This is a genomic window from Chitinophaga sp. Cy-1792 (assembly GCF_011752935.1).
GTDB lineage: Bacteria > Bacteroidota > Bacteroidia > Chitinophagales > Chitinophagaceae > Chitinophaga.
Genome location: NZ_VWWO01000002.1, coordinates 2,703,886 through 2,724,964, shown reverse-complemented (window position 1 = coordinate 2,724,964; position 21,079 = coordinate 2,703,886). Strand labels below are relative to the sequence as shown.

At 46.2% G+C, this 21,079-nt stretch carries 13 protein-coding genes; 6 read left to right on the top strand and 7 right to left on the bottom strand.

The window, feature by feature from the left end; translation table 11 throughout:
- Positions 1-66 precede the first annotated feature (66 nt).
- Both F3J22_RS25060 and F3J22_RS25055 read right to left on the bottom strand, forming a co-directional pair.
- Complete coding sequence (locus F3J22_RS25060; protein WP_167020657.1) at positions 67-1,209, bottom strand: FecR family protein; 1,143 nt, start codon at positions 1,207-1,209, stop codon at positions 67-69.
- 92 nt (positions 1,210-1,301) lie between these two features.
- On the bottom strand, positions 1,302-1,883 hold the full coding sequence (locus F3J22_RS25055) for an RNA polymerase sigma factor (RefSeq protein ID WP_167020656.1): 582 nt from the start codon (positions 1,881-1,883) through the stop codon (positions 1,302-1,304).
- 365 nt (positions 1,884-2,248) lie between these two features.
- Between F3J22_RS25055 and F3J22_RS25050 the strand changes: the two genes are divergently transcribed.
- The 6 genes from F3J22_RS25050 (at position 2,249) to F3J22_RS25025 (ending at position 12,724) form a co-directional block, all read left to right on the top strand.
- A complete protein-coding gene (locus F3J22_RS25050) occupies positions 2,249-2,842 on the top strand; it encodes an RNA polymerase sigma factor (RefSeq protein ID WP_167020655.1) in 594 nt (197 codons plus the stop codon).
- A gap of 66 nt (positions 2,843-2,908) precedes the next feature.
- A complete protein-coding gene (locus F3J22_RS30885; protein WP_167020654.1) occupies positions 2,909-4,078 on the top strand; it encodes a FecR family protein in 1,170 nt (389 codons plus the stop codon).
- 262 nt (positions 4,079-4,340) lie between these two features.
- Positions 4,341-7,583 (top strand): TonB-dependent receptor, encoded by a 3,243-nt coding sequence (locus tag F3J22_RS25040; RefSeq protein ID WP_167020653.1) that lies wholly within the window; start codon positions 4,341-4,343, stop codon positions 7,581-7,583.
- An 18-nt stretch (positions 7,584-7,601) separates the two neighbouring features.
- The gene (locus F3J22_RS25035; protein ID WP_167020652.1) at positions 7,602-9,182 is read left to right on the top strand and encodes a RagB/SusD family nutrient uptake outer membrane protein; all 1,581 of its coding nucleotides are present in this window, start codon (positions 7,602-7,604) and stop codon (positions 9,180-9,182) included.
- Between the two features lie 42 nt (positions 9,183-9,224).
- Positions 9,225-11,273, top strand: a complete 2,049-nt coding sequence (locus F3J22_RS25030; RefSeq protein WP_167020651.1) for a glycoside hydrolase family 2 protein — start codon at positions 9,225-9,227, stop codon at positions 11,271-11,273.
- 11 nt (positions 11,274-11,284) lie between these two features.
- Positions 11,285-12,724, top strand: coding sequence for an alpha-L-fucosidase (locus tag F3J22_RS25025; RefSeq protein ID WP_167020650.1), 1,440 nt, complete (start codon positions 11,285-11,287; stop codon positions 12,722-12,724).
- Between the two features lie 69 nt (positions 12,725-12,793).
- Here the strand turns inward: F3J22_RS25025 and F3J22_RS25020 are convergent, their stop codons facing one another.
- The 5 genes from F3J22_RS25020 to F3J22_RS25000 all read right to left on the bottom strand — a co-directional run bounded on the left by F3J22_RS25020 (position 12,794) and on the right by F3J22_RS25000 (position 21,076).
- Entirely contained in the window at positions 12,794-13,963 is a 1,170-nt protein-coding gene (locus F3J22_RS25020) for an MFS transporter (protein ID WP_205195555.1), read from the bottom strand.
- A gap of 120 nt (positions 13,964-14,083) precedes the next feature.
- Positions 14,084-14,578, bottom strand: coding sequence for a hypothetical protein (locus F3J22_RS25015; protein WP_167020649.1), 495 nt, complete (start codon positions 14,576-14,578; stop codon positions 14,084-14,086).
- Between the two features lie 116 nt (positions 14,579-14,694).
- Positions 14,695-16,845 carry an IPT/TIG domain-containing protein gene (locus F3J22_RS25010; RefSeq protein ID WP_167020648.1) on the bottom strand — a complete coding sequence of 717 codons (2,151 nt, stop codon included), beginning with the start codon at positions 16,843-16,845 and terminating at the stop codon, positions 14,695-14,697.
- A gap of 11 nt (positions 16,846-16,856) precedes the next feature.
- The gene (locus F3J22_RS25005; RefSeq protein WP_167020647.1) at positions 16,857-20,096 is read right to left on the bottom strand and encodes a carboxypeptidase regulatory-like domain-containing protein; all 3,240 of its coding nucleotides are present in this window, start codon (positions 20,094-20,096) and stop codon (positions 16,857-16,859) included.
- 2 nt (positions 20,097-20,098) lie between these two features.
- Positions 20,099-21,076, bottom strand: a complete 978-nt coding sequence (locus F3J22_RS25000) for a fasciclin domain-containing protein (RefSeq protein ID WP_167020646.1) — start codon at positions 21,074-21,076, stop codon at positions 20,099-20,101.
- Positions 21,077-21,079: the final 3 nt, after the last annotated feature.

Genomic DNA, 21,079 nt, shown 5'->3' with positions numbered 1-21,079 from the left:
GTCCACTGGCAGACTTCCCAGTCCTGCAGTGGATGGGATTCATTGTTCTATATGTTTGATTACTTTTTAGTAGACGATTAATTTATCTTTCTGAATCTCAAATTGAAGTCCTCCTGTTTCTAATATTTTTAATACCTGTGACAGATTATTGTCCCGCTTTATAGAGCCGGAAAAATGTCCGGCGGGGATACTGGATTTGTACTCAACCGTGAAGTTGTACCATAGTGACAGCATGTTGAGGATGGCGGGTACTTCCCAGCCATTGAAATTAAATTCATTGTTCTTCCATGCGAGCGCTTCGTCCATATCGGGATGTTTCAGCAGGTTGGGAGTATTGTTTTCTACAACCGCCTGTTGGCCTGGTTTCAGCACTACATTATCATTTACGGTGACCTTACCTTCTATGAGGGTCACTTTCGTTTGTGCATCGTTATTATAGGAGCGGATATTGAAATGTGTTCCCAGCACTTTAACCTGACCTTTATCCAGCTTCACGATGAATGGATGAGCCGGGTCGTGTTTTACTTCAAACCAGGCCTCTCCATAGAAAACTACTTTACGTTCATTACCAGTAAAGGCACTGGGGAAAGTGATACCTGATGCGGCATTGAGTAATACGAGGGTACTGTCTGGCAGCAGTAGCCGGATAGGCTTACTGCCTTTAGGAACGGTGAGGGTACCGGACATAGGCTTATTTGTTTTGCCGTTGAAGGCAATGGTGCCGTCGTCGTACTTCACAATTTTTATATTTTCCTGGTTGGTGACGGTGCCGGACCTGGTGTCTTCAAAGTGAAAGCTGTTGCCGTTTTCCAGCTGCAGCAATCCGATAGCAGCCGTAGGAGCGGCAATATCATTCGCCAGTATTTTCCCTGTATTCGCAGTATGTTTTTTACTGAAGAACAGATAACAGCTAACACCAATCACCAGGGCGATGCCGGCGGCGATGCTGGTGATATACTTTATTTTGCTGCCGGAAAAATCCGCTGGCCGCACGATCTCCAGGAACATTTTTCTTTTTTGTTCCGGTGTAAAAAATGGTGTTGCTTCCTGCTGAAAGTAAACTGCACGGGTGAGTTTTTCCAGCTCCTGATGCATTCCTGTATCCTGCATCAGCTGCATGAGTTCAGGAATATCCTTTTCGTCAATAGTATTGTCGCACCACTGCCGGAAAAGCGCTTCCAGTCTTGTTTCCATTGAATACTGTTCCATCGGTTTTTTTATACATGGTTCGCTGTCTCAGACAGCCTTCAACTTAATAGACGCAGGAATTATAAAAAAGGGGGTATCGGGAAAGGAAAAAATTAAAAATTTTTTAAAATAGCGATCAGAAGTCCGGTGGATATGGCACCTGATACTTCTGCGATGATAGACTGGTTGGCTATCTGCAGGTATTTCTTGACTGTTTCTGTGGATATGTGCATTTGTGCGGCAATCTCTTTGTACGACAATCCTTCGTGCCTGCTCAGCATAAATACTTTCTTCTGTTGCGGCGGCAAGTGTGCGATGGCCATTTCTATGGCACTTAGTTTTTCATCTTCCCAGCTGTTATCTTCTTCGCTCCAGAGGTTGTGTGAAATCAATTCTTTACCGGCTCTTTCGCGGATGACTTTTCTTAATGCAGAAATAGCCTGATTTTTAGAAACGATATACAGCCATGCCTGAAAGTTAGTGACGGCGGGAAGTGTATGGCGTGCGTTCCAGATCTTCAGAAATACATCCTGTACAATTTCTTCTGTGATCTCTTTCGAGTGTGTAAGTTTAAATATATATGCTCCGAGAATATCACTAAACCGGTTGATCAGCATCTCAAATGCTTTTTCGTTACCATTGGCAACCTGAGCAAGTAGTTCTCCTTCCTGGATATTATAGTAATAGTTGGGCACAGTCCAATTTAATGAAGTTTGCAGAGATACAATAGTAGAGATATGGATAAGCTAGTTTAGTATAATTAAATGAACAAAAAGTATTATAAAGGTAGCAGCACCGACTGTTGGGTTGTATTTTTTTGTCGGGAACAGGTATTAAATTATCAGGGAAAGCCAATGGGGTAGTCGCTCGTTAACAGGTAGGATTTAGATGTTTTTTGCTATTTCCCATGAATATATTATAGAAAATAAGTATAGTTTATAGAAAGACAAATTTATTATAATTGTGCAGATAGCAGATTTTCAGCATTTCATTTTCCAGAATGCCAGAATTTGTTTTTATTTTGGTCTTTCAGAGTCTTATTATTATCAGGAGTCACGTAATGAATTTAACGGAGGATAGGGTACTTTTTTCACAAATTGCCAGTGGAGATGAAACGGCGTTCAGGACACTGTATCACCGCTATAATGCTGTGTTGGCAAGGGCTGTAATGAAGTTACTACGTTCAGAGACAGCCGCAGCAGAAGTACTGCAGGAGGTTTTTCTGAAGGTTTGGTTACAACGGGACACCTTAGTGAATATTGAAAATCCAGGCGGGTGGCTATATACACTTGCCTCTAATTACTCTCTCTCCTTGTTGCGGCAATATGCCCGCGAAAAAAAGCACACGCAGGAACTTCCGGAGGAAGATATCCAGGATTACCAGGATTTGTCAGAAAAATTTTATGCAAAAGAATTGCAGGGTATTATCAAGCATGCTATTGAAGCCTTGCCTGCTTCGCGTAGGGAAGTTTTTTTGCTGAGTATGGTGGATGGCAAGTCGCGCCGTGAAATTGCTGATACGTTGGCTATTTCGGAGCATACGGTCAAAAACCAGCTGCTTGCTGCCCGTAAATTTATCCGGGAATACCTGGAATTGAAAACAGGGAATCCGCTACCAATGCTGCTTTTGGGCTTGTTGTTAAGATTTTTTTAATTTTTTTTGAATTCGGATAGTACAGCAATCCCTTTTTTGCGTCTAGCCTGTAAAGATCAGTGTGCCGTGGAGTCAACAGCCTATTATAAATATCTTTTAAGTCGCTACTACAACGGAACCGCCACTCCGGCGGAAACCGAAGAGCTGATGGAAGAGCTGCGCAAAAATGCAGATGAGGAACAATGGCAGGAATTGGTCCGCGGTATTTATATGTCCGAAACCGCCGATCCACACTATCTTCCGCAGGATTATGAACTGGTTTTACAACGTATATTGGATACGCCGGTAGTAATGCCTGTTACTATCACACGTCGCCTGTGGCTGCGTCGGATTGCCGCTGCGGCTGCCGTTTTGTTATTGCTGGGAACAGGTACTTATCTGTGGCGTGCGCATTCAGGGCGGCGTCCGGGTCCCATAGCCGTACAACAGATAGATGTGAAGCCTGGCAGGGAAGGAGCAGTGCTGACTTTAGCCGACGGCACACAGGTAGACCTGGACAGCCTGCAAAATGATACGGTTACTAATCAGCAGGGGGCAACAGTTATACTGCACAATGGGCAGCTGGCCTATCAGCAGAACGGACAGGGAACCAGTTATAATACCATGTCTACGCCGAAGGGCCGGAAATTCAGATTACAGTTGCCCGATGGTACGCATGTATGGATAAATGCTGCGTCTTCGTTACGTTTTCCTACCGCATTTACCAAGGGCGACAGAACAGTGGAACTCAGCGGTGAAGCCTATTTCGAAGTGGCACCATTGCCAAAGCAACCATTTAAAGTAAAGCTGGACGATGGGACTTTTATTCAGGTATTGGGAACAGATTTCAATGTGAATGCCTATAAGGAGGAACATCTTATCAGTACAACATTATTAAGGGGAGCAGTGAAGATCTCCCGGAAGAATATACAACAAGTGCTGAAGCCAGGCCAGCAAATGCAACTGGTACAGGATAGCGAGGCTTTTACTATAGTGAACAAGGTAGATACATCGGCTGTCATGGCCTGGAAAAATGGGTTTCTCAGCTTCCAGGATAAGAAACTGACCGAAGTAATGCACATGCTGGAAAGATGGTATGGTATAGAAGTTATATACCAGGGCATCCCGCCGGATATTGTCTTTTATGGCGAAATAGGCAGTGATGTAAACCTTTCCGGCGTATTAAAATTCCTGGAGGATTCAGGTGTAAAGTTCAGCATGGAAAAAAATCAGCTAACAGTAGCAGCAAAACAATAGCGATCGTCGTCAGCCAACAAGAACAGTGAAAAATAAATTCCAGATATAAGTTTACCTGTAATTAAAAAAGCGAAAGTGATTGCACTCACTTCCGCCAGAGCGGTTATAGCTGAACATAACAATCGAATGTAACACCAACTGTTTATCATTTACTAAGCCAAACCAGTACAAAGTTATGCAAAAAAATGCTCTTTGTAACCGGGAGTCCTATGCGCCTATGCGAAAGAAGGACCGCCGGTTTTCAACCAAAATCCTGTTAGTTATGAAACTGACTTTTTTATTAATGACGACCGTTTTCCTGCATGCCAGCGCTGCAACCTATGCACAGCTGATCTCATGGTCGGGGAATAACGTGCCTTTAGAAAAAGTATTCTCCGTTATCCGCCAGCAATCGGGTTATACTATTGTGGCCAGCAAAGAGGTATTACGGACAGCACATCCCGTGACCATCAATGTACATGAGGCTACCATTAAAGACTTCCTGGACATGGTGGTAAGGGAGCAGCCATTGAAATATAGTATAGAGAACAAATCTATTTTTATCTCTCCAAAACCAATATCCGTCGTAGCCACGTCAGGCATTGTACAAGGCATTGATATCAAAGGTAAGGTTACAGATGAATCCGGGAGCCCGTTGCCAGGTGTATCCGTACGTATCAAAGGTACATCACTCGGTACTTCCACCGGAAATGATGGCTCCTTTGCATTGCATCTGCCGTCGAATGGACCATCGGTACTTGTATTTTCCTATATGGGTACTACCCCGCAGGAGGTAACCGTAAATGGAGATAATCCGTCGCTGAATATTAAGCTCAAAGCCGCAATAGAACAGCAAACAGAAGTAGTGGTAGTAGGGTACGGTACCAAAAAGAGAAGTGATGTTACAGGTTCAATTTCTTCTGTACCCAAAGACCGTCTGAAAAATCAACCGGTAAGCAATGTACTCCAGGCGATCCAGGGTTCTGCCGCAGGCGTAAATATTGTCAACAACTCTACCCGCCCAGGTAGCTCACCTGCCTTTTACCTGCGTGGATTGAAATCTATTTCCGCCAGCAACGCACCGCTCATCGTACTGGATGGTATCCCCTTTAATGGTACCTATAACGATATTAATCCAAATGATATAGAATCCATTGATATGTTGAAAGACGTGTCGGCATCTGCTATTTATGGAGCCCGCGGTGCAAATGGCGTAATCATGATAACCACGAAGAGAGGGAAGTCTGGCAAACCGGTAATCGCCTACAATGGTTATGCCGGTGCAGAATATCAAACGAATGTGGTGAAAAATATGAACGGTGAACAGTACCGTGAAAAGAACCATTGGTATAATATCCAGGCAGGCCGCCCGACAGCACCGGATTTGCCTTATCTCTCAGAGCAGCAGAACTATGCCAATGGTGTTCCTGAAGTAGACTGGCAGAAAGAAATCAGCCAGCAGGGCTATATGCACAGCCATGAACTGAGCATTTCAGGTGGGTCAGACAATGTGAAGTATTATGTTTCCGGAACTTTTCTGAAACAGGATGGTACGCTGAAAGGTTACCAGTTTAACCGCTCCAGTATCCGCTCCAATGTAGACATTAACGTGACCTCCTGGCTGAAAACAGGCGTGAACATGTTTTTTGTGAATAACAATGAAGACGGTGGCCGCGTATCCCTCTTCAATGCCAACTCACTGAGCCCGTACGGAACACTATATAATGATAAAGGTGACTATGCAATTTATCCTATTGCACCACAAACCTTATATACCAATCCACTGATAAACCTGTATAATCCAGGGCTCAATCGCAATAAGAATATTAACGCGAGCGGCTATGCTGAGGTGGCGCCAACTTTCCTGAAAGGCCTGAAATACCGCGTAAACGCATCTTATGGCTATCGTCCTAAACGTACTGCAGACTATACCGGCCGTAAAATGGGTGATAACCTCGGTACGGCCAATGTATACAACGAAGAAGCCAAACAATGGATAGTAGAGAATGTGCTGAGCTATGCGAAAACTTTCGGTAAGCATGCCCTCGACTTTACTGCGTTATACAGCGCCCAGCAGGATATGTTGTTTACCTCCACACTGGCGGCCAACAGCTTCGTAAATGATAACCTGCTCTTCAACAACCTTGGTGCAGCACAGGTACAGAAAACCTATTCCGCGGATTCTGTTACATCTATGTTATCGCAGATGTTCCGTGCCAACTATGTATACGACAGCCGTTATCTTATCACTGCTACTATCCGCCGTGATGGGTTCTCCGGATTCGGGGCTTCCAATAAATACGGTGTGTTCCCTTCCGTAGCCATAGGCTGGAATATTCAGAACGAAGCCTTCCTGAAAGAGATACCAGCCATCTCACAGATGAAGCTCCGCGCCTCTTACGGCCGTTCCGGTAATCAGGCCGTGGGTGCCTACCAGACCCTGACCCGCCTTACCACCAGCCCTTATATCTATAATGGCGTTACTGCTGTAGGTGTGATCCCTGATAAACTTGGTAACCCTAACCTTAAATGGGAAAGTACTACCGGTTTGAACGTAGGCGTTGATTTCGGTTTCTTCAATAACCGCCTCACAGGTAGTATTGAAGGATACAAAACCAATACATTTGACCTGCTGCTGAGTCGTAAAATACCTTCACTCACCGGTTATAGCAGCATCTATGATAATATCGGTAAAACAGCCAACAAGGGACTGGAAATATTAGTGAACAGTAAGAACCTTACCGGGAATGACTTTACATGGTCTACCTCCTTTAATATCTCCTTTAATAAGAATAAAGTAGTGGCATTATATGGAGATAGTAAAGATGATATCACCAACAATCTCTTTATCGGTAAACCACTGTTAGGCATATACGATTATACCATGGCCGGTATCTGGCAGGAAGGAGAAGATAATTCTATAGACCCGGGTACCAAACCAGGTTACATTAAATTCAAAGATATTAATGGCGATAAAAAGATCGATGCTAACGATCGATCTTATCTCGGTACTCAATTGCCTAAATATATCGCAGGCCTGACCAATACATTTACCTATAAAAATCTTTCCCTTAATATATTCATTCAGGATGTACACGGATCACTGCGTCCGGATAATATCCTCGATAACCGCGACCAGGGTGGTGTAGTGAATCTTCCTGCAAATATTCCCTACTGGACATCTGAAAATAAGATCAACACCAATCCGTCCCTGTACTATTCTAACCCAAGAGGTTATAAGTATGCGGAAGATGCGTCGTATATACGTTTGAAAGATATTACACTGAGTTACCAGTTTGATAAGAACTTACTGCAACGCTACCACATTTCTAACCTGATGATGTATCTCAGCGGTCGTAACCTGGCTACGTTTACCAAATGGAAAAACTGGGACCCGGAAACATCACCTTCTACCATTACCTCCACACAGGCAAGGCTGAATAATGGCCAGGGTACTGGTCAGCAGAGTTCAGATTTCTACCCAAACAGCGCAACAGTAGTATTTGGTATTAACCTCAGTTTATAATTTAAAAATGATATAGACATGAAGAACAGGCGAAAAATATATAGCTTATTGCTGGCAGGGGTGATGACTACATCATTTATGGCTTGCCGCAAATCTTTCCTTAATGAAACATTGAAATCCTCCTATGCTCCGGGTAATACGTTGGTAGATGCACTTGGTTTTGAAGCCTCCATTGCAGGTTTACAGAGCATCTTCCGTAACGATTACGGCAACACGCAGGGATTAATGGCCACCTATTTTGTGGGTACTGATCTGGCCATTACCGGCCAGCCCAACGCAATACAGGCGCCTTACGACGACTATCGTAACCTGAACTCTTCCGTAAGTTCTGTTAGTAGTATCTGGAGCTGGTGCTATAAAATAATCAATGCATCCAATACCATCATCGCAGGTACGCAGAATCCGGCTGCTTCACTGACAGATGCGCAGCGCGCGCTGTATAAGGCGGAGGCAAGTTTCTTCAGGGCTTATGCCTACAATCACCTGTCGATCCTCTTTGGTGGTGTTCCACTGCTGACAACGCCGGTAGCAGCCCCTCGTACAGACTATACCCGTGCTTCAGAAGCAGATGTGATCGCACTCATCATCAGTGACCTGACCTTTGCTGCTGCAAATTTGCCCGATCCGGCGAACGTAACTACACAGGGTCGTATCAATAAATTTGCCGCAGCGCAATTGCTCGCTGAAGCATACCTGCGAGCTAACAAGCCGGCAGATGCCCAAAAAGCAGCACAAAGTATTATCGATAGTAAATTCTATTCGCTGGTAACTGCGAGATACGGCGTAAAGGCCAGTCAGCCCGGCGACCCGTTTGCAGATATGTTTACCTACGGTAGCATGCGCCGCAGCCAGGGAAATACAGAAGCGATCTGGGTGGTGGAACAACAATATAATATTACCGGTGGAGGCGCCGACTTCGACCAACGTCGCAGAGAATGGGGCCCATTTTATGTAAATATAAGCGGGATGTTGGTAGCGGATTCTCTCGGTGGCCGCGGTATCGGAAGGATAAGGCCTACCAACTGGTGGACCTACGGATTGTATGAAACAAAGGATATGCGCAACTCGCAGTATAATATTCGCCGGAACTATTGGTACAATGATCCCGCCGGCGCCAATTACGGCAAGCTGGTAGTACCCAAAGCTGCTGATACAGCCTATTACATGTATGCACATACTACCAAATGGTACGAATTCCAACCCGGCGATCCACAAGGTTCCAGCTCCTTTAAAGACAGGATTATGATGCGTCTCGGTGAAACCTATTTACTGCTGGCAGAGGCACAATTCATGCAGGGAGATCTTGGTGGAGCCGCTAACAGTATCAATGTGATCAGGAACCGCGCAAATGCCACACCAGTGACCGCTGCGGATATTACACTGGACTACATCCTCGATGAAAGGGCCAGAGAACTGACCGCGGAAGAACTCCGCAGGCTGACGTTGATCAGAACAAATAAACTGGTAGAACGTACCAGGAAATACAATCCTTCCGCAGGGCCTAATATTGCTGATTACAATATCCATCTGCCTATTCCGCAATCTGAAATAGATGTGAATAAAGATGCTGTATTGAAACAGAACGATGGATATAAATAATGTCCTATACTTCGTTTATTCGTTAGGGTTATAGAATAGTGCATGAAAAAAATTATAATACTAAGTATCACCTGCCTGCTGGTTACCCTGGTCGCAAAGGCCCGGCAAGGCAGGCTTAACCAGCCGTTTAACGACGGCTGGTATTTCAGGAAAGGAAGTTTTAACCAGCAAAATATTGACAGCGGATTTAGGGCTGTGGCCATCCCGCATACCTGGAATAACAAGGATATGCAGGAAGGGCGGAATTTTTATAGCGGTGATGGATGTTATAAAAAGATATTTAAGGTAGATGATCAACTGCGTGGGAAACGTGTTTTCCTGCGCTTTGAAGGAGTGGGGTCAGTGGCGGACTTATATGTGAATAATAGGCTCATAGGCCAGCATAAAGGATCTTACAGTGCTTTCTGCTTTGAGATCACACACGAATTAAAAGAAGGAGAGAATACCGTTATCGTAAAAGCCAATAACCAGCAAAGGGAAGATGTGCTGCCCATCAATAATTTTCTTTTCGGTATATTTGGCGGCATCTACAGACCTGTTTCGCTGATTGTTACCCACGACATCAATATTACTACTACGGATTATGCCTCTCCCGGAATATATATCCGTCAGGAGATGCAGGATGGTAAAGCATTGATTACAGTCAAATCAAAGATTGAAAATAAGCGGCAGCATACCAGTAGTATTACGCTGAAAACAGAGATCAGAGATCAACAGCAACAGCTGATTACGGCTACTGAGAAGTCGCTGCTGGTGAGCCCGCAGGGAATTAACATCAACGAACAGCAACTCACTATTGCCGGGCCACATCTCTGGAATGGCCTGCAGGACCCTTACCTGTATAGCGTTACCACTACCGTAATGGAAGGCGAAGAAATCCTGGACGCTGTCACACAGCCTTTAGGTGTGCGTACTTTTGAGGTAATACCAGGAAAAGGCTTTTACCTGAATGGAAAGCCTTATGCCATGCATGGCGTTACCCGCCACCAGGAGTGGCAGGACTATGGCAATGCACTCAGTAATGCCCAGCATAAAGCTGACCTGGATGTTATCAGAGAAGTAGGTGCTACCACCATCCGGTTTGCACATTATCAGCAAGCAGAATACCTCTATGCACAATGCGATACCATGGGCTTTGTTATCTGGGCGGAGATACCTTTTGTGAATGCCACTTCAGGGAAGGAGGGGGATAATGCCAAACAGCAACTGACAGAATTGATCCGGCAAAACTTTAATCATCCTGCTATTTACGTATGGGGCATGCATAATGAAGTTTATAGTAAAACGCCTGATGAACCCGTAGCTGTTTTGACACGTCAGCTCAATGACCTGGCGAAAACAGAAGATCCTGATCGTTTAACCACTGCCGTTAGTGGTTATGGAGAAATGAACAGACCTGCCAACCTTGCGGCAGATATACAAGGTATGAACCGCTACTATGGATGGTATGAAGGGCATATCGGCGATTTGGAACAATGGGTAACAGGGCTGGAAAAAAATTACCCGGATTATAAACTGATGCTGACGGAATATGGTGCCGACGGGAACATCAACCAGCATACAGATAGTATCAACACCGATTTTAATCCCGTAAACGGACAATTCTTTCCTGAAACCTATCAGACAGCCACACATGTGCAACAGTGGGCTATCATAGAAAAACATCCTTATATCGCTGCTTCCTATCTGTGGAATATGTTCGAGTTTGCAGTACCCATGTGGAACCGTGGAGGGGTGAATGCGCGGAACCTGAAAGGTCTGGTTACCTACGACCGTAAGCAACGTAAAGATGCATGGTATTGGTATAAAGCCAACTGGAACCCGGAACCGATGGTATACATCGCAGAACGCAGGAACAACAGGAGAAGCAAAGCCCTCAATACAGTGGAAGTATTCAGTAACCTGGAAGAAGTAACAATATCCGTCAATAGGGGAAAACCGCTGCAAGGCCACGCCGGCGCCAATTCCCGTGATATATTGTTTGATAGCGTAAAATTATCTCCCGGGAAAAATATTATAACAGCAACGGGCAAACGTAATGGGGTAGTTGTGTCCGACACAATTACGTGGGAATATAAATCTGTTTATTAATTTTAAGTGAAATGAGAAAATTAAGGCTTTTCGGAGTTGCTATTGCCTGTTTGCTAAGCCATCAGCAAAGCATCATGGCACAAGGCAGCGATATAAAGAAAGATACAATTGCACTGCAACATGGCGCACATCGTATTGGTAACAGAACAGATGCGGACATGGAACGCTGGCGCAACCTGCGTTTTGGTCAGTTTATCCATTGGGGCGTATATGCAATACCGGGAGGCATCTGGAACGGTAAAGTATATGATGGCGCAGCAGAGTGGATACGCAGCTGGAAAGAAATGCCAAAAGACGCATATGATAACCTGTACAAACAGTTTGATCCTGTTGCCTGTGACCCTGCAGCATGGGCGCAACAGGCAAAAGACATGGGTGCAAAATATATGGTGATTACCACTAAACATCATGATGGCTTTTGTTTGTGGCCCAGCAAATTTTCTAAATACACCATTGCTGCTACGCCTTATAAGAAAGATATCATAGGGCCGATGGTGGCTGCCTATAACAAAGCCGGAATTGATGCCTATTTGTATTTTTCTATTATCGACTGGAACAATCCGGACTGGAGAACAAGTCTGAAAACAGCTGCAGACACCGCTGCCATGGTGCGTTTTAAAGTATTTGTTAAAAATCAGCTGAAAGAATTATTGGAGCGTTATCCAACGGTGAAAGGATTTTGGTTTGACGGCACCTGGGATGATTCATGGAAAAACGACGGTGCGTTCAGTGATGAGCTGGAGCAATATCTTCAGAAATTGCATCCTGGCTTAATTATCGGCAGCCGACTCCGGGCCGATGAAAAAGGCGCCAGGCATTTTGATAGTAACAACCGCCTTATGGGCGACTACGAACAAGGCTGGGAACGGAAGCTACCTGAGAAGATCGCAGATGTTCATGGCCACGACTGGGAGGGTGTTATGACAGTGCCTGAAAACCAGTGGGGCTATCACCAACGTTGGGATGGTCACATTAAAAGCAGTAATGAAATAATAGAAATGCTCGCAAAGTCGGTGTCGCTCAGCGGCAACTTCGTATTGAATTTCGGTCCTAAGCCCGATGGTACTTTCCGAACGGAAGAACAACAGCTGATGACAAATATCGGCAGTTGGATGAAAGTCAATGGAGAAGCTATTTATGGCGCCGGATATGCCGGATTTGAAAAGCAGGACTGGGGTTATTTTACCCGTAAAACAGGAACAGACACCGTTTATATGGTGGTGTGCAACGTGCCGGTTTCTGGCAAGCTGCGCGTGAAACTGCCCGCAGGAAAAGTCATCGGTAGCGCCTATACGCTGGAAGAACCGGGTACGCAGCTTTCACCTGAGCTGATTGTACGCAACGAATACTTTATTCCTATTGCACAGAAAGTATATACCACGCCGTTAGTGGTGGTACTGACGCTCTGGAATGGTGCGGCAGCTGATCATTACGAAAAAGCTAAAACCTGATGGTTGTAATTATATTAAAAAAGCTTCCTGATTTTCAGGAAGCTTTTTTAATATAAAATTATATGGACCTTATATGAGATGTACTTTTGACTTGTTACCATATCTTACCAGATAACCGATAACGATCAATACACCTATAAACGACATGCCTACACCTACCAGTGACGGGTAGTTATAGCCGTAGCCTTTATTGAGCGGAATGCCCCCCAGGTATGCACCTGCGGCATTAGCTACGTTGAAGGCAGCCTGCATAAAGGCAGCACCCATCATTTCGGCGCTTGGTGCGCTGCGCATCATCATGATATTGATGGGAGCGGAAACGGACATCGACAATCCGCCGCAGAGGAAAGTCAGTGCCAGTGCCACTGGCGTGTATTGTGCAAATAAGAAAACACCCAACAGCGCACACATCATCATCGTTAGCAGGATGGCGGTAGTTTTGGGTGCACCAATTTTATCGGAGAGATAGCCACCGAGCAGGTTTCCTACTACCATGCCGGCTCCTGCCAGTACCATGATATAGGCCATATTGCGCTCTGGTATACCCGCTACTTCCGTCATCAGCGGTGTGATGTAGCTGAACCAGGTAAACAGGCCGCCAAAGCCGATGGCTGTGATCAGCAGAACATACCAGGTTTGCGGATTGGTGAGAAAATGTAATTCACTTTTATCATGTGTTTTCGCTTTTACCGGTAATGCAGGCAGCCAGGCAATCAGCGACAGGATAGTAAGAATACCGATAACGCTCACAATGCCAAAATACAGGCGCCAGTGAAAGGCATGCCCGATAAAGGTAACCAGCGGCACCATGCCCAGATTGGCAACGGTGAGCCCTGTAAACATCAGTGAAATATATAATGCCTCTTTACCTTTTCCTGCCAGCCGGGAGGCTACTACCGTACCCACGCCAAAGAATGCACCGTGTGGGAGCCCGGAAAGGAACCTGGCCAGCATCATGGTAGGGTAGGTAGGTGCTATCGCCGAAAAGGCGTTAAACACCGTAAATAATATCATTAATGCCAGCAATGTCTGCTTGGGAGGCTTCGAAACGCTGTAGCGGATCAGTAATGGTGCTCCTATTACCACACCCAGTGCATAGGCCGATATCAGGTGCCCTGCTTCCGGTATGGTGATATGTAAGGTTTTTGCAATGTCAGGGAGCAGCCCCATAATGGTGAATTCCGTTGTGCCGATCCCCAGGCCACCTATGGCTAGTGGTAATACACGCTTATCTATCATTCTCTGAACTTTAATTTCCGTTTAATCAAAAAACTGTAGGCGATGCAAAGGTCTAAAAGAGAATGGTATTTTTAAAATAATAAAATTCGGTGTATGTATTATTTTTCTGATAGATGAGGGCTAATTTGCCGGATAACGGAGATTCATTACCCCGGCCAGTGATTCAATTTCATTTTTAGACCATAAACGATTGCTCCAGCCGGATTTCGAACGCATCAGCCCTAAAATATGAGGATGATATACCTTCTTCAGCCGCCAGTTACGGATATGCTTTGCGGGCATTATGATACAGATATTGCGGGAGGTTTTCCGATGGCGCCCTATAACTAGGATTTTCTCATAGCCATCGCCCCACTGGCTGGGAAAGCAGTAGACTTTGGTGCCCGTTGAGAAGTGCTTCGTGCCATACACGGTATTACCATCGCCATTGATACGCTCGCCAACGATATTACCCACCAGGCACCAGACAGAATTATCTGCGGGCATTTCTCTCTTTTCAATTTTAGGGAAATAGGTAGCCCAGTCTATCTGCTGTTTGTGGACAGGAGGCTCGGGGGCCATCGTCGGTTCGGGCGAGTGTTTATGACTAAACAGTTTTCTGAGTAAACGTAACATACTACGAGTTAATAGGGATAAGGTCTGCCAAGATATAAAATATTTGAAGACGAATAACGTCAAAAACAAAAGGGCGCCTCTTTTCAGAAGCGCCCCGGTACATACAGCAACATTGCTTATCGCAATATTATCTTTCTTAATGATTTATTATATCGCTCTACTACCAACAAATTGCCATCTCTGTCCAGTGCGATATTGTAAAAAGTATTAAACAAACTTTGGCTCAGGGTGCCGTCCACAAACCCGAAAGCTGGTGTAGTACCACCTTTCCAGCCTGCGATACGTGTCACCTGTCCGTCTTTGATATAACGGATAGCGCTGTTCTCTGCCAGGTACATTTCATTGGTATTGCGGTTATAGGCGATACCGTTGAGTCCCGAAAACTGTGCAGTGGCAAGCGTTCCATCATTGTAGCCGAAAGAAGAGCCGGCATAACGGGAGATAACATCGTCTGTAAAACTATAAACATAGGAGTTGTCTGCATCACCTGCAAAGTATACCACACCTGCATTGGAGACAGCGATATTCCCCTGAGGAGAGGTGTAGTTGACACCCACTTTGGAAGGATTACCCAGTGCATCTATTTTAAACAAGCCATTGTACTGCGCGCCATACCAGAGCAGCCCGTTTTTATCGATTCCAAGGCCCGTCATCATGGTAGCAATCTTTGCGAAGGTGGTAACCTGTCCGGCAGCGGTAACCTTTCTTATAGCGCGGTTATTGCCGTCGGTAACGTACATATTATCCTGTGCATCGATCACGATGTTGTTGAGGTAGTTAAACGCGGCGCTGGTACCGTTACCTTCCAGGTAACCCGCACTGTTATTCGGTTGTCCGGCAAAAACAGTTACAGTACCGCTGGCAGTTACTTTCTTTATCACGTTTCTGTCCACCACAAAATAGTTGCCTTTGGAATCTGCCACTACGCCCATAGGATCACCAAATATATCCAGCTGTGGGCCGCCGGCAATGGTGATTACGCCTGCACGTCTGAACTCAGGGCCGGTAGCATCCAGCGTGCCGGTAGTTACTTTTACCAGGCCGGTAGTTACACCTGCCGGCGCAATAATGGTCAGGGTAGTGTCGGTAGCCGCGGTAACGGTAGCGTTGAGTGTACCCATGGTCACTGTATTGGCAGCTGCATTGGTATTGAAGCCGGTGCCTTTTATCACGATCACCGTACCTGCAAGGCCGTTATCAGGTAACAGCTGCTTCACGCCTAATGCCTGTTCTTTAAACACAGGTCCATCTGATAGTTGTCCGTTAACGGTTACCACCATTTTACCGGTACCAGCGCCTGCCGGTACTTTGACGGTGATCTTCTTGTCTGCTGTACTTACCAGTGTAGCAGGCTGTCCATTGAAAGTAACAGTTACTTCATCTGCCAGCGTGCTGAAGTTGTCACCGGAGATGTCCACCGTAGCATTGGCAGGGCCGCTCAATGGCGCCACTGCATTGATTTGTGGCTTTGGTATTACGGTAAACTGCTGACCCACGGTTTTTTGTCCGTTGATGATCAGGGCCACGGGGCCACTGGTAACGCCGTCGGGTACACGTACCAGTAACTGGTTTGCCTTGGCACTGAGTATGGTGGCAATTTTACCATTAAAGGTTACGGTATTGCCGTTGCTGGTGGCTTCAAAACCGGTGCCGTTGATCGTCACTTCTGTGCCGGCGCCTCCTTTCAAAGGTTTCATGCTGTTGATCTGCTGATAAGTGAAGTCCGGGCCTTCCACGGTTTTTCCATCTACCATTACTATTACTTTACCGGTACCTGCATCGGCAGGAATGGCTGCTACAAGTACAGTGTCTGCAATACTTGTTACCATAGCCGGTTTACCATTGATAGTAACAGTGGCCGGCTTTTCCAGACTGGAGAATCCTGCGCCGTAGATGGAAATATTGGTGCCGGCAGGGCCGTTCAGTGGCGATACCCGCTGCATACTTAATTGCTGATAGGTATAGTTACCTGCATTGATGGCCTGGTCACCTTCTTTCACTACGATCATTCCTGTGCTGCCACCCACCGGCGACAACACCATGAGTACCGTATCTCTGGCATCTGTTACTTTAGCAGCAACGCCGTTGAAGGTGATGTTCGTATTCTTTCCAAAGCCTTGCCCATGCATGGTAATGATCGTTCCGGGATTGCCGCTGTTGGGCCAGAATGAATCTACCTTTAATGCACGCATCCCGTTATCACGGTCACGCCTGCACGCAGAGAATAGCAATACCAGGAGCGACAAGAGTATTAATCTCGTTTTCATATTAGTTATCGTTAGAATGAATACCTTAAGCCCAGCTGCACCTGTGCTCTTGAGTTCAGAAAATCTATGGAATAAGGAGTGCCGGGATCGGTAAAGTTGTATACCGGATATGCCCCGGAATTCTGTCTGGCAGGGAATACCGGTGTCAGGCCAGCACTGGCGGTGGAGTTGAAGGTGTTGGGAGAGAAGTAGGAAATCCCCCAGTTCTTATTAACCAGATTGGTAAGATTCATCACATCTAAACTGAAAGTGATGTATTGTTTGCCACCAAAATGATACTCCTGTGCAAAGTGAAGATCTGCCTGCACATTCCATGGCGTACGGGCTGCATTCCTTTCTGTGAAGGCGCCCCGGCGACTACGCAGGTATTTGTTGCTCTCTACGTAGGCGTTAAACGCATCTGCCTGTTGCTGTGCGGTGACCTCTTTTGTATCTGCAAAAAACTTCACCGCTTCTGCTGCTGCAGGCACATATAATAAACTTACCTGTTGTGGTAATCCCTGAATGCTGTTGTTTACAACACCATAGGTAAACGGACTGCCTGACTGCGCTGAGGCGAACAGGGTCAGGGTGCTGTTCCAGGTTGCGTTCCAGTTCTTACGGTAACCGATATTTGCTACGATACGATGACGGATGTCGAAGTTGGACCAGGCGAGCCCGGGCTTGTTGGGATTCAGCGCCTGGTTCAGCTGCCAGTTACTCTCCATGGAGTTCCTGATACCATTAGATACATCTTTTGAGCCACCATAGGTATATGCGAGGGATGTCTGCCAGTTGTTCCGGTTATAGTTAACGCTACCTGTAACGCTGTAACGATAACCCTTGTTGGTATTACTCAACAGGTAGACATTCGAGAAACGGCTGTCTACAGTGCCGCTATAAACAGGCTGCTCGCGGTTTTTGTCGTATGCATAATAGGTGGGGTTATCCTGGATATTGATCTGCTGAAATAATACATCTTTAATGGTTTTGGTAAACATGCCTTCCAGCGTATATTTCAGGCCTGATACCGGCGTATAGTCGACACCGACAGATGTACGCCATACCTGCGGCATCACGAAATTATTATCAATTACATCTACCTGCGTTTTTCCGGCGTTGGCATTATTGGTAACGGCACCATTCTGTTGAATGAACTGCGCAATGCCATTGGCACCACCTAACAATGGATCGCTTCCTGGTGTAAAGACTTTACTATCTGCCTTCTGGTCGTAGGAGCCATAGTTCACGCCATTGTTGTAGTAGGCATAAGCCAGCCATGCAAATGGAATACGGCCGGTGAATAAACCGGTACCACCGCGGAATATCAGCTCCTGGTTGCCCATCGCATCATAGCGGAAGCCCAGTCGTGGAGAGAGTTGTACTTTACTAAGATAGCCGTTGTCGATTTTGTTCAGCGGCGTATAGGTGTAGGTGTTACCAAAGTAGTTGTCGGTAAGGGCATCATGTGCTTTGTCGCTTAGTACCGGCTTTTGTGGCAGCCAGGTGTAATCGGCGCGGAGCCCCGGTATCAGCTTCAGTTTGTCGGAGACCTGGATTTCATCCTGCGCATACACGCTATGCATGTTCACATTGAACTTTGCTTCCGGATGCGACAGGATGTAATTTCGGTCGTTGTTGTTGTAGTTATAGCTACCGCGTACGCGATAAGGGTTGTTGTCAAGATAATCTTCTATGCTTAAATAATCCACTCTTCCGTTCCAGCTGTTGACAAAGCCGTAGTTGATATGATACAACTCATTGTGGGTACCTACCAGCATGGTATGTTTACCGCTACGGTAAGTGAGGTTTTCAGTAATTTCCAGGGTGCGTTGCTTCATATCAAAGATGCTGGCTTCCCTGTCGGTACCAAGATAGATGGTAGTACCTGGTGTACGGCCCATGATCTGCACCTGCGGGAGGGAAGGATCGGAGTCTGGATTACGCTTGTCGTTTACTACGCTGTAACCCAGGATAAAGCTGTTAGACCATTGGTTGGAGAAGCGCGACTTCAGTTCCATCACGGTAGAGGTCTGGTTGTTGACCTGCTGGTAAGCCATGCTGCTGAAGCGGAAGTCCTGCTGGTCCCTGTCCATATTGATCGCCTTAGACAAAATGGTGTTATTACGCAGGGAGAGCTGGTGTTTATCAGAGATATTCCAGTCGAGGCGGTTAAAGAACTTCTGTGATCTGGAATAGGCCGTATAGTCGCCAGCGGTACCCGGATCAAATTTATTGCCTGTTCTGGAAAGGGTTGCCTGTCGGATATTATCAGCATCTGCTTCACTCATGATCTGCTTAGTCTCGGGCATGCCTACACGTAGTTGTGCAGGGTCCTGCCTGGAGGTTACTTCTTCGTTGGTGAAGAAGAAGAGTTTATTTTTGATGATAGGGAATCCGATGCGTACGCCAGCCTGACCATCGTGGAAGTCGCTGCCCATTTTTCCGGCAGGACTTTTACCCATGAGGGCGGCATTGCGGCCATAGGCGTATACGGAGCCTGTCACGCTGTTGGTACCGCTGCGGGTAACGGCGTTGATGCTGCCACCGGTGAAGTTCCCGATCTTCACATCAAAAGGAGCGAGGTATACCTGCATATCTTCGATGGCATCCAGCGAAACTGCATTGGTGCGGGTGCTGGAGCCGGGCATGCCGGAAGCGCCGGTGATACCTCCTGCGGAAGGACTGAAGCCGATCGCATCATTGTTGATAGCACCATCGATGGTGACGTTGTTATAACGGAAGTTCGTACCGGCGAAGGAGTTATCGCGGGTAGCCTGCGGAACCATTTTGGTGATGTCCTGGATACTGCGGGATGCTGTGGGCATACTGTTGAGCTGCGTACGGCTTATATTCTGTCCGGCGCCGAAGGTATTGGCAGTAGCCGATTTACGTGCAGCCGTCACTGTTACCCCACTCAGGTTTTTTCCTGCGGCAGTCAGTGTGAAGTTGAAGGTAAGTGGTTCTCCCAGTCTGACGGTGAGTTGTTCCTTCTTTTGTGTTTCCATGCCCATCATGCTGACGGTGATGGTATAAGGTCCGCCGATGCGGAGGCCCGGAAGGTAGTAACTACCATTGGAGCCTGTAACAGCGCCATATTTGGTGCCGGAAGGTTCATGTACCGCTATAACGGTAACACCTGGTTGTGGTTCTTTTTTCTCATCCAGTACCTTACCTGATATTGTTCCGTTAGTTTCCTGCGCATGCAGCCCGGGGAGCTGTGTGAACAGGGTAATAAATAAACAACAGATATATAGAATTCTCTTCATCATGATTATCGATTTTCATTTAATACCTGGTCAATGATATGCACCACGCCGTTGCCTGCCATCACATTAGATTTTACAAGCTGGGCGGCTGTCTTGTTACCTTCGCCTGCCATGGTGATGCCGGTATATTTGATACCTGACTTAACCAGGCTTATCTTCAGGGCATTGCCATTATTCATGGCCTGCGTGGTTTGTGCTGTATTATCCGTGGTCAGGATATAGTCGTAGATAAACTTTCTGCCTGCGAAGAAATGGTATTGCAGGAGTGCTTTGAGTGTCTCCGGGCTGGTACGGGAAATGCTGTCTGCCGAAGGATATCCTGCTTTTATGAACGCGGCATTGGTAGGCGCAAAAAAAGTATATACGTCATCGTTATAGAACTGGTCTCTCAGACCGGACTGCTGTAAAGCCACGTTCAGGAAGGTGAGTGACGTATCTCCCGAAATCACTTCTCCGGTTCTGGCATGTAACATAGGCTGCAGCACATTATTTATTACCTGGATCAAACCGTTGCTGGCCTGTAGGTTACTGGATAATACCGGTGCACCGTTGATGGTGGTCACGGTATCTTTATCTTTTACCCAGCGGGTCACATATAGCTTGCTGCCTGAAATAGCGGTCAGCTCCTGGTTAAACTTAAATGGCAGTTTATTCAGTTCCCAGGTACCGTAAACGATATGATAGGCTACGAGGTTACTGAGCACGCTGCTGCTTTCTTTTAATACGCTCTGGTCGGTGCTGTAACCCGCCGTAATAAAGGCATTATTGTCGGGTATCAATACCGTATAGGGACCATCGTTCAGCAACTGATTTTTATAGTTTGTTCTTCCAAGTGCTGTGCTGAAGGCAGAGAAATTAAATTTATTATCATCGATGATAAAGGTGAGCCTGTTGGTGAAGGTGTTATCAACAGCATCGTCTTTCTTCGTGCAGGCGCTGAGTGCCAGCATAAGCGCCAGACTGGTATATCTTAAGAGTTTCATCGG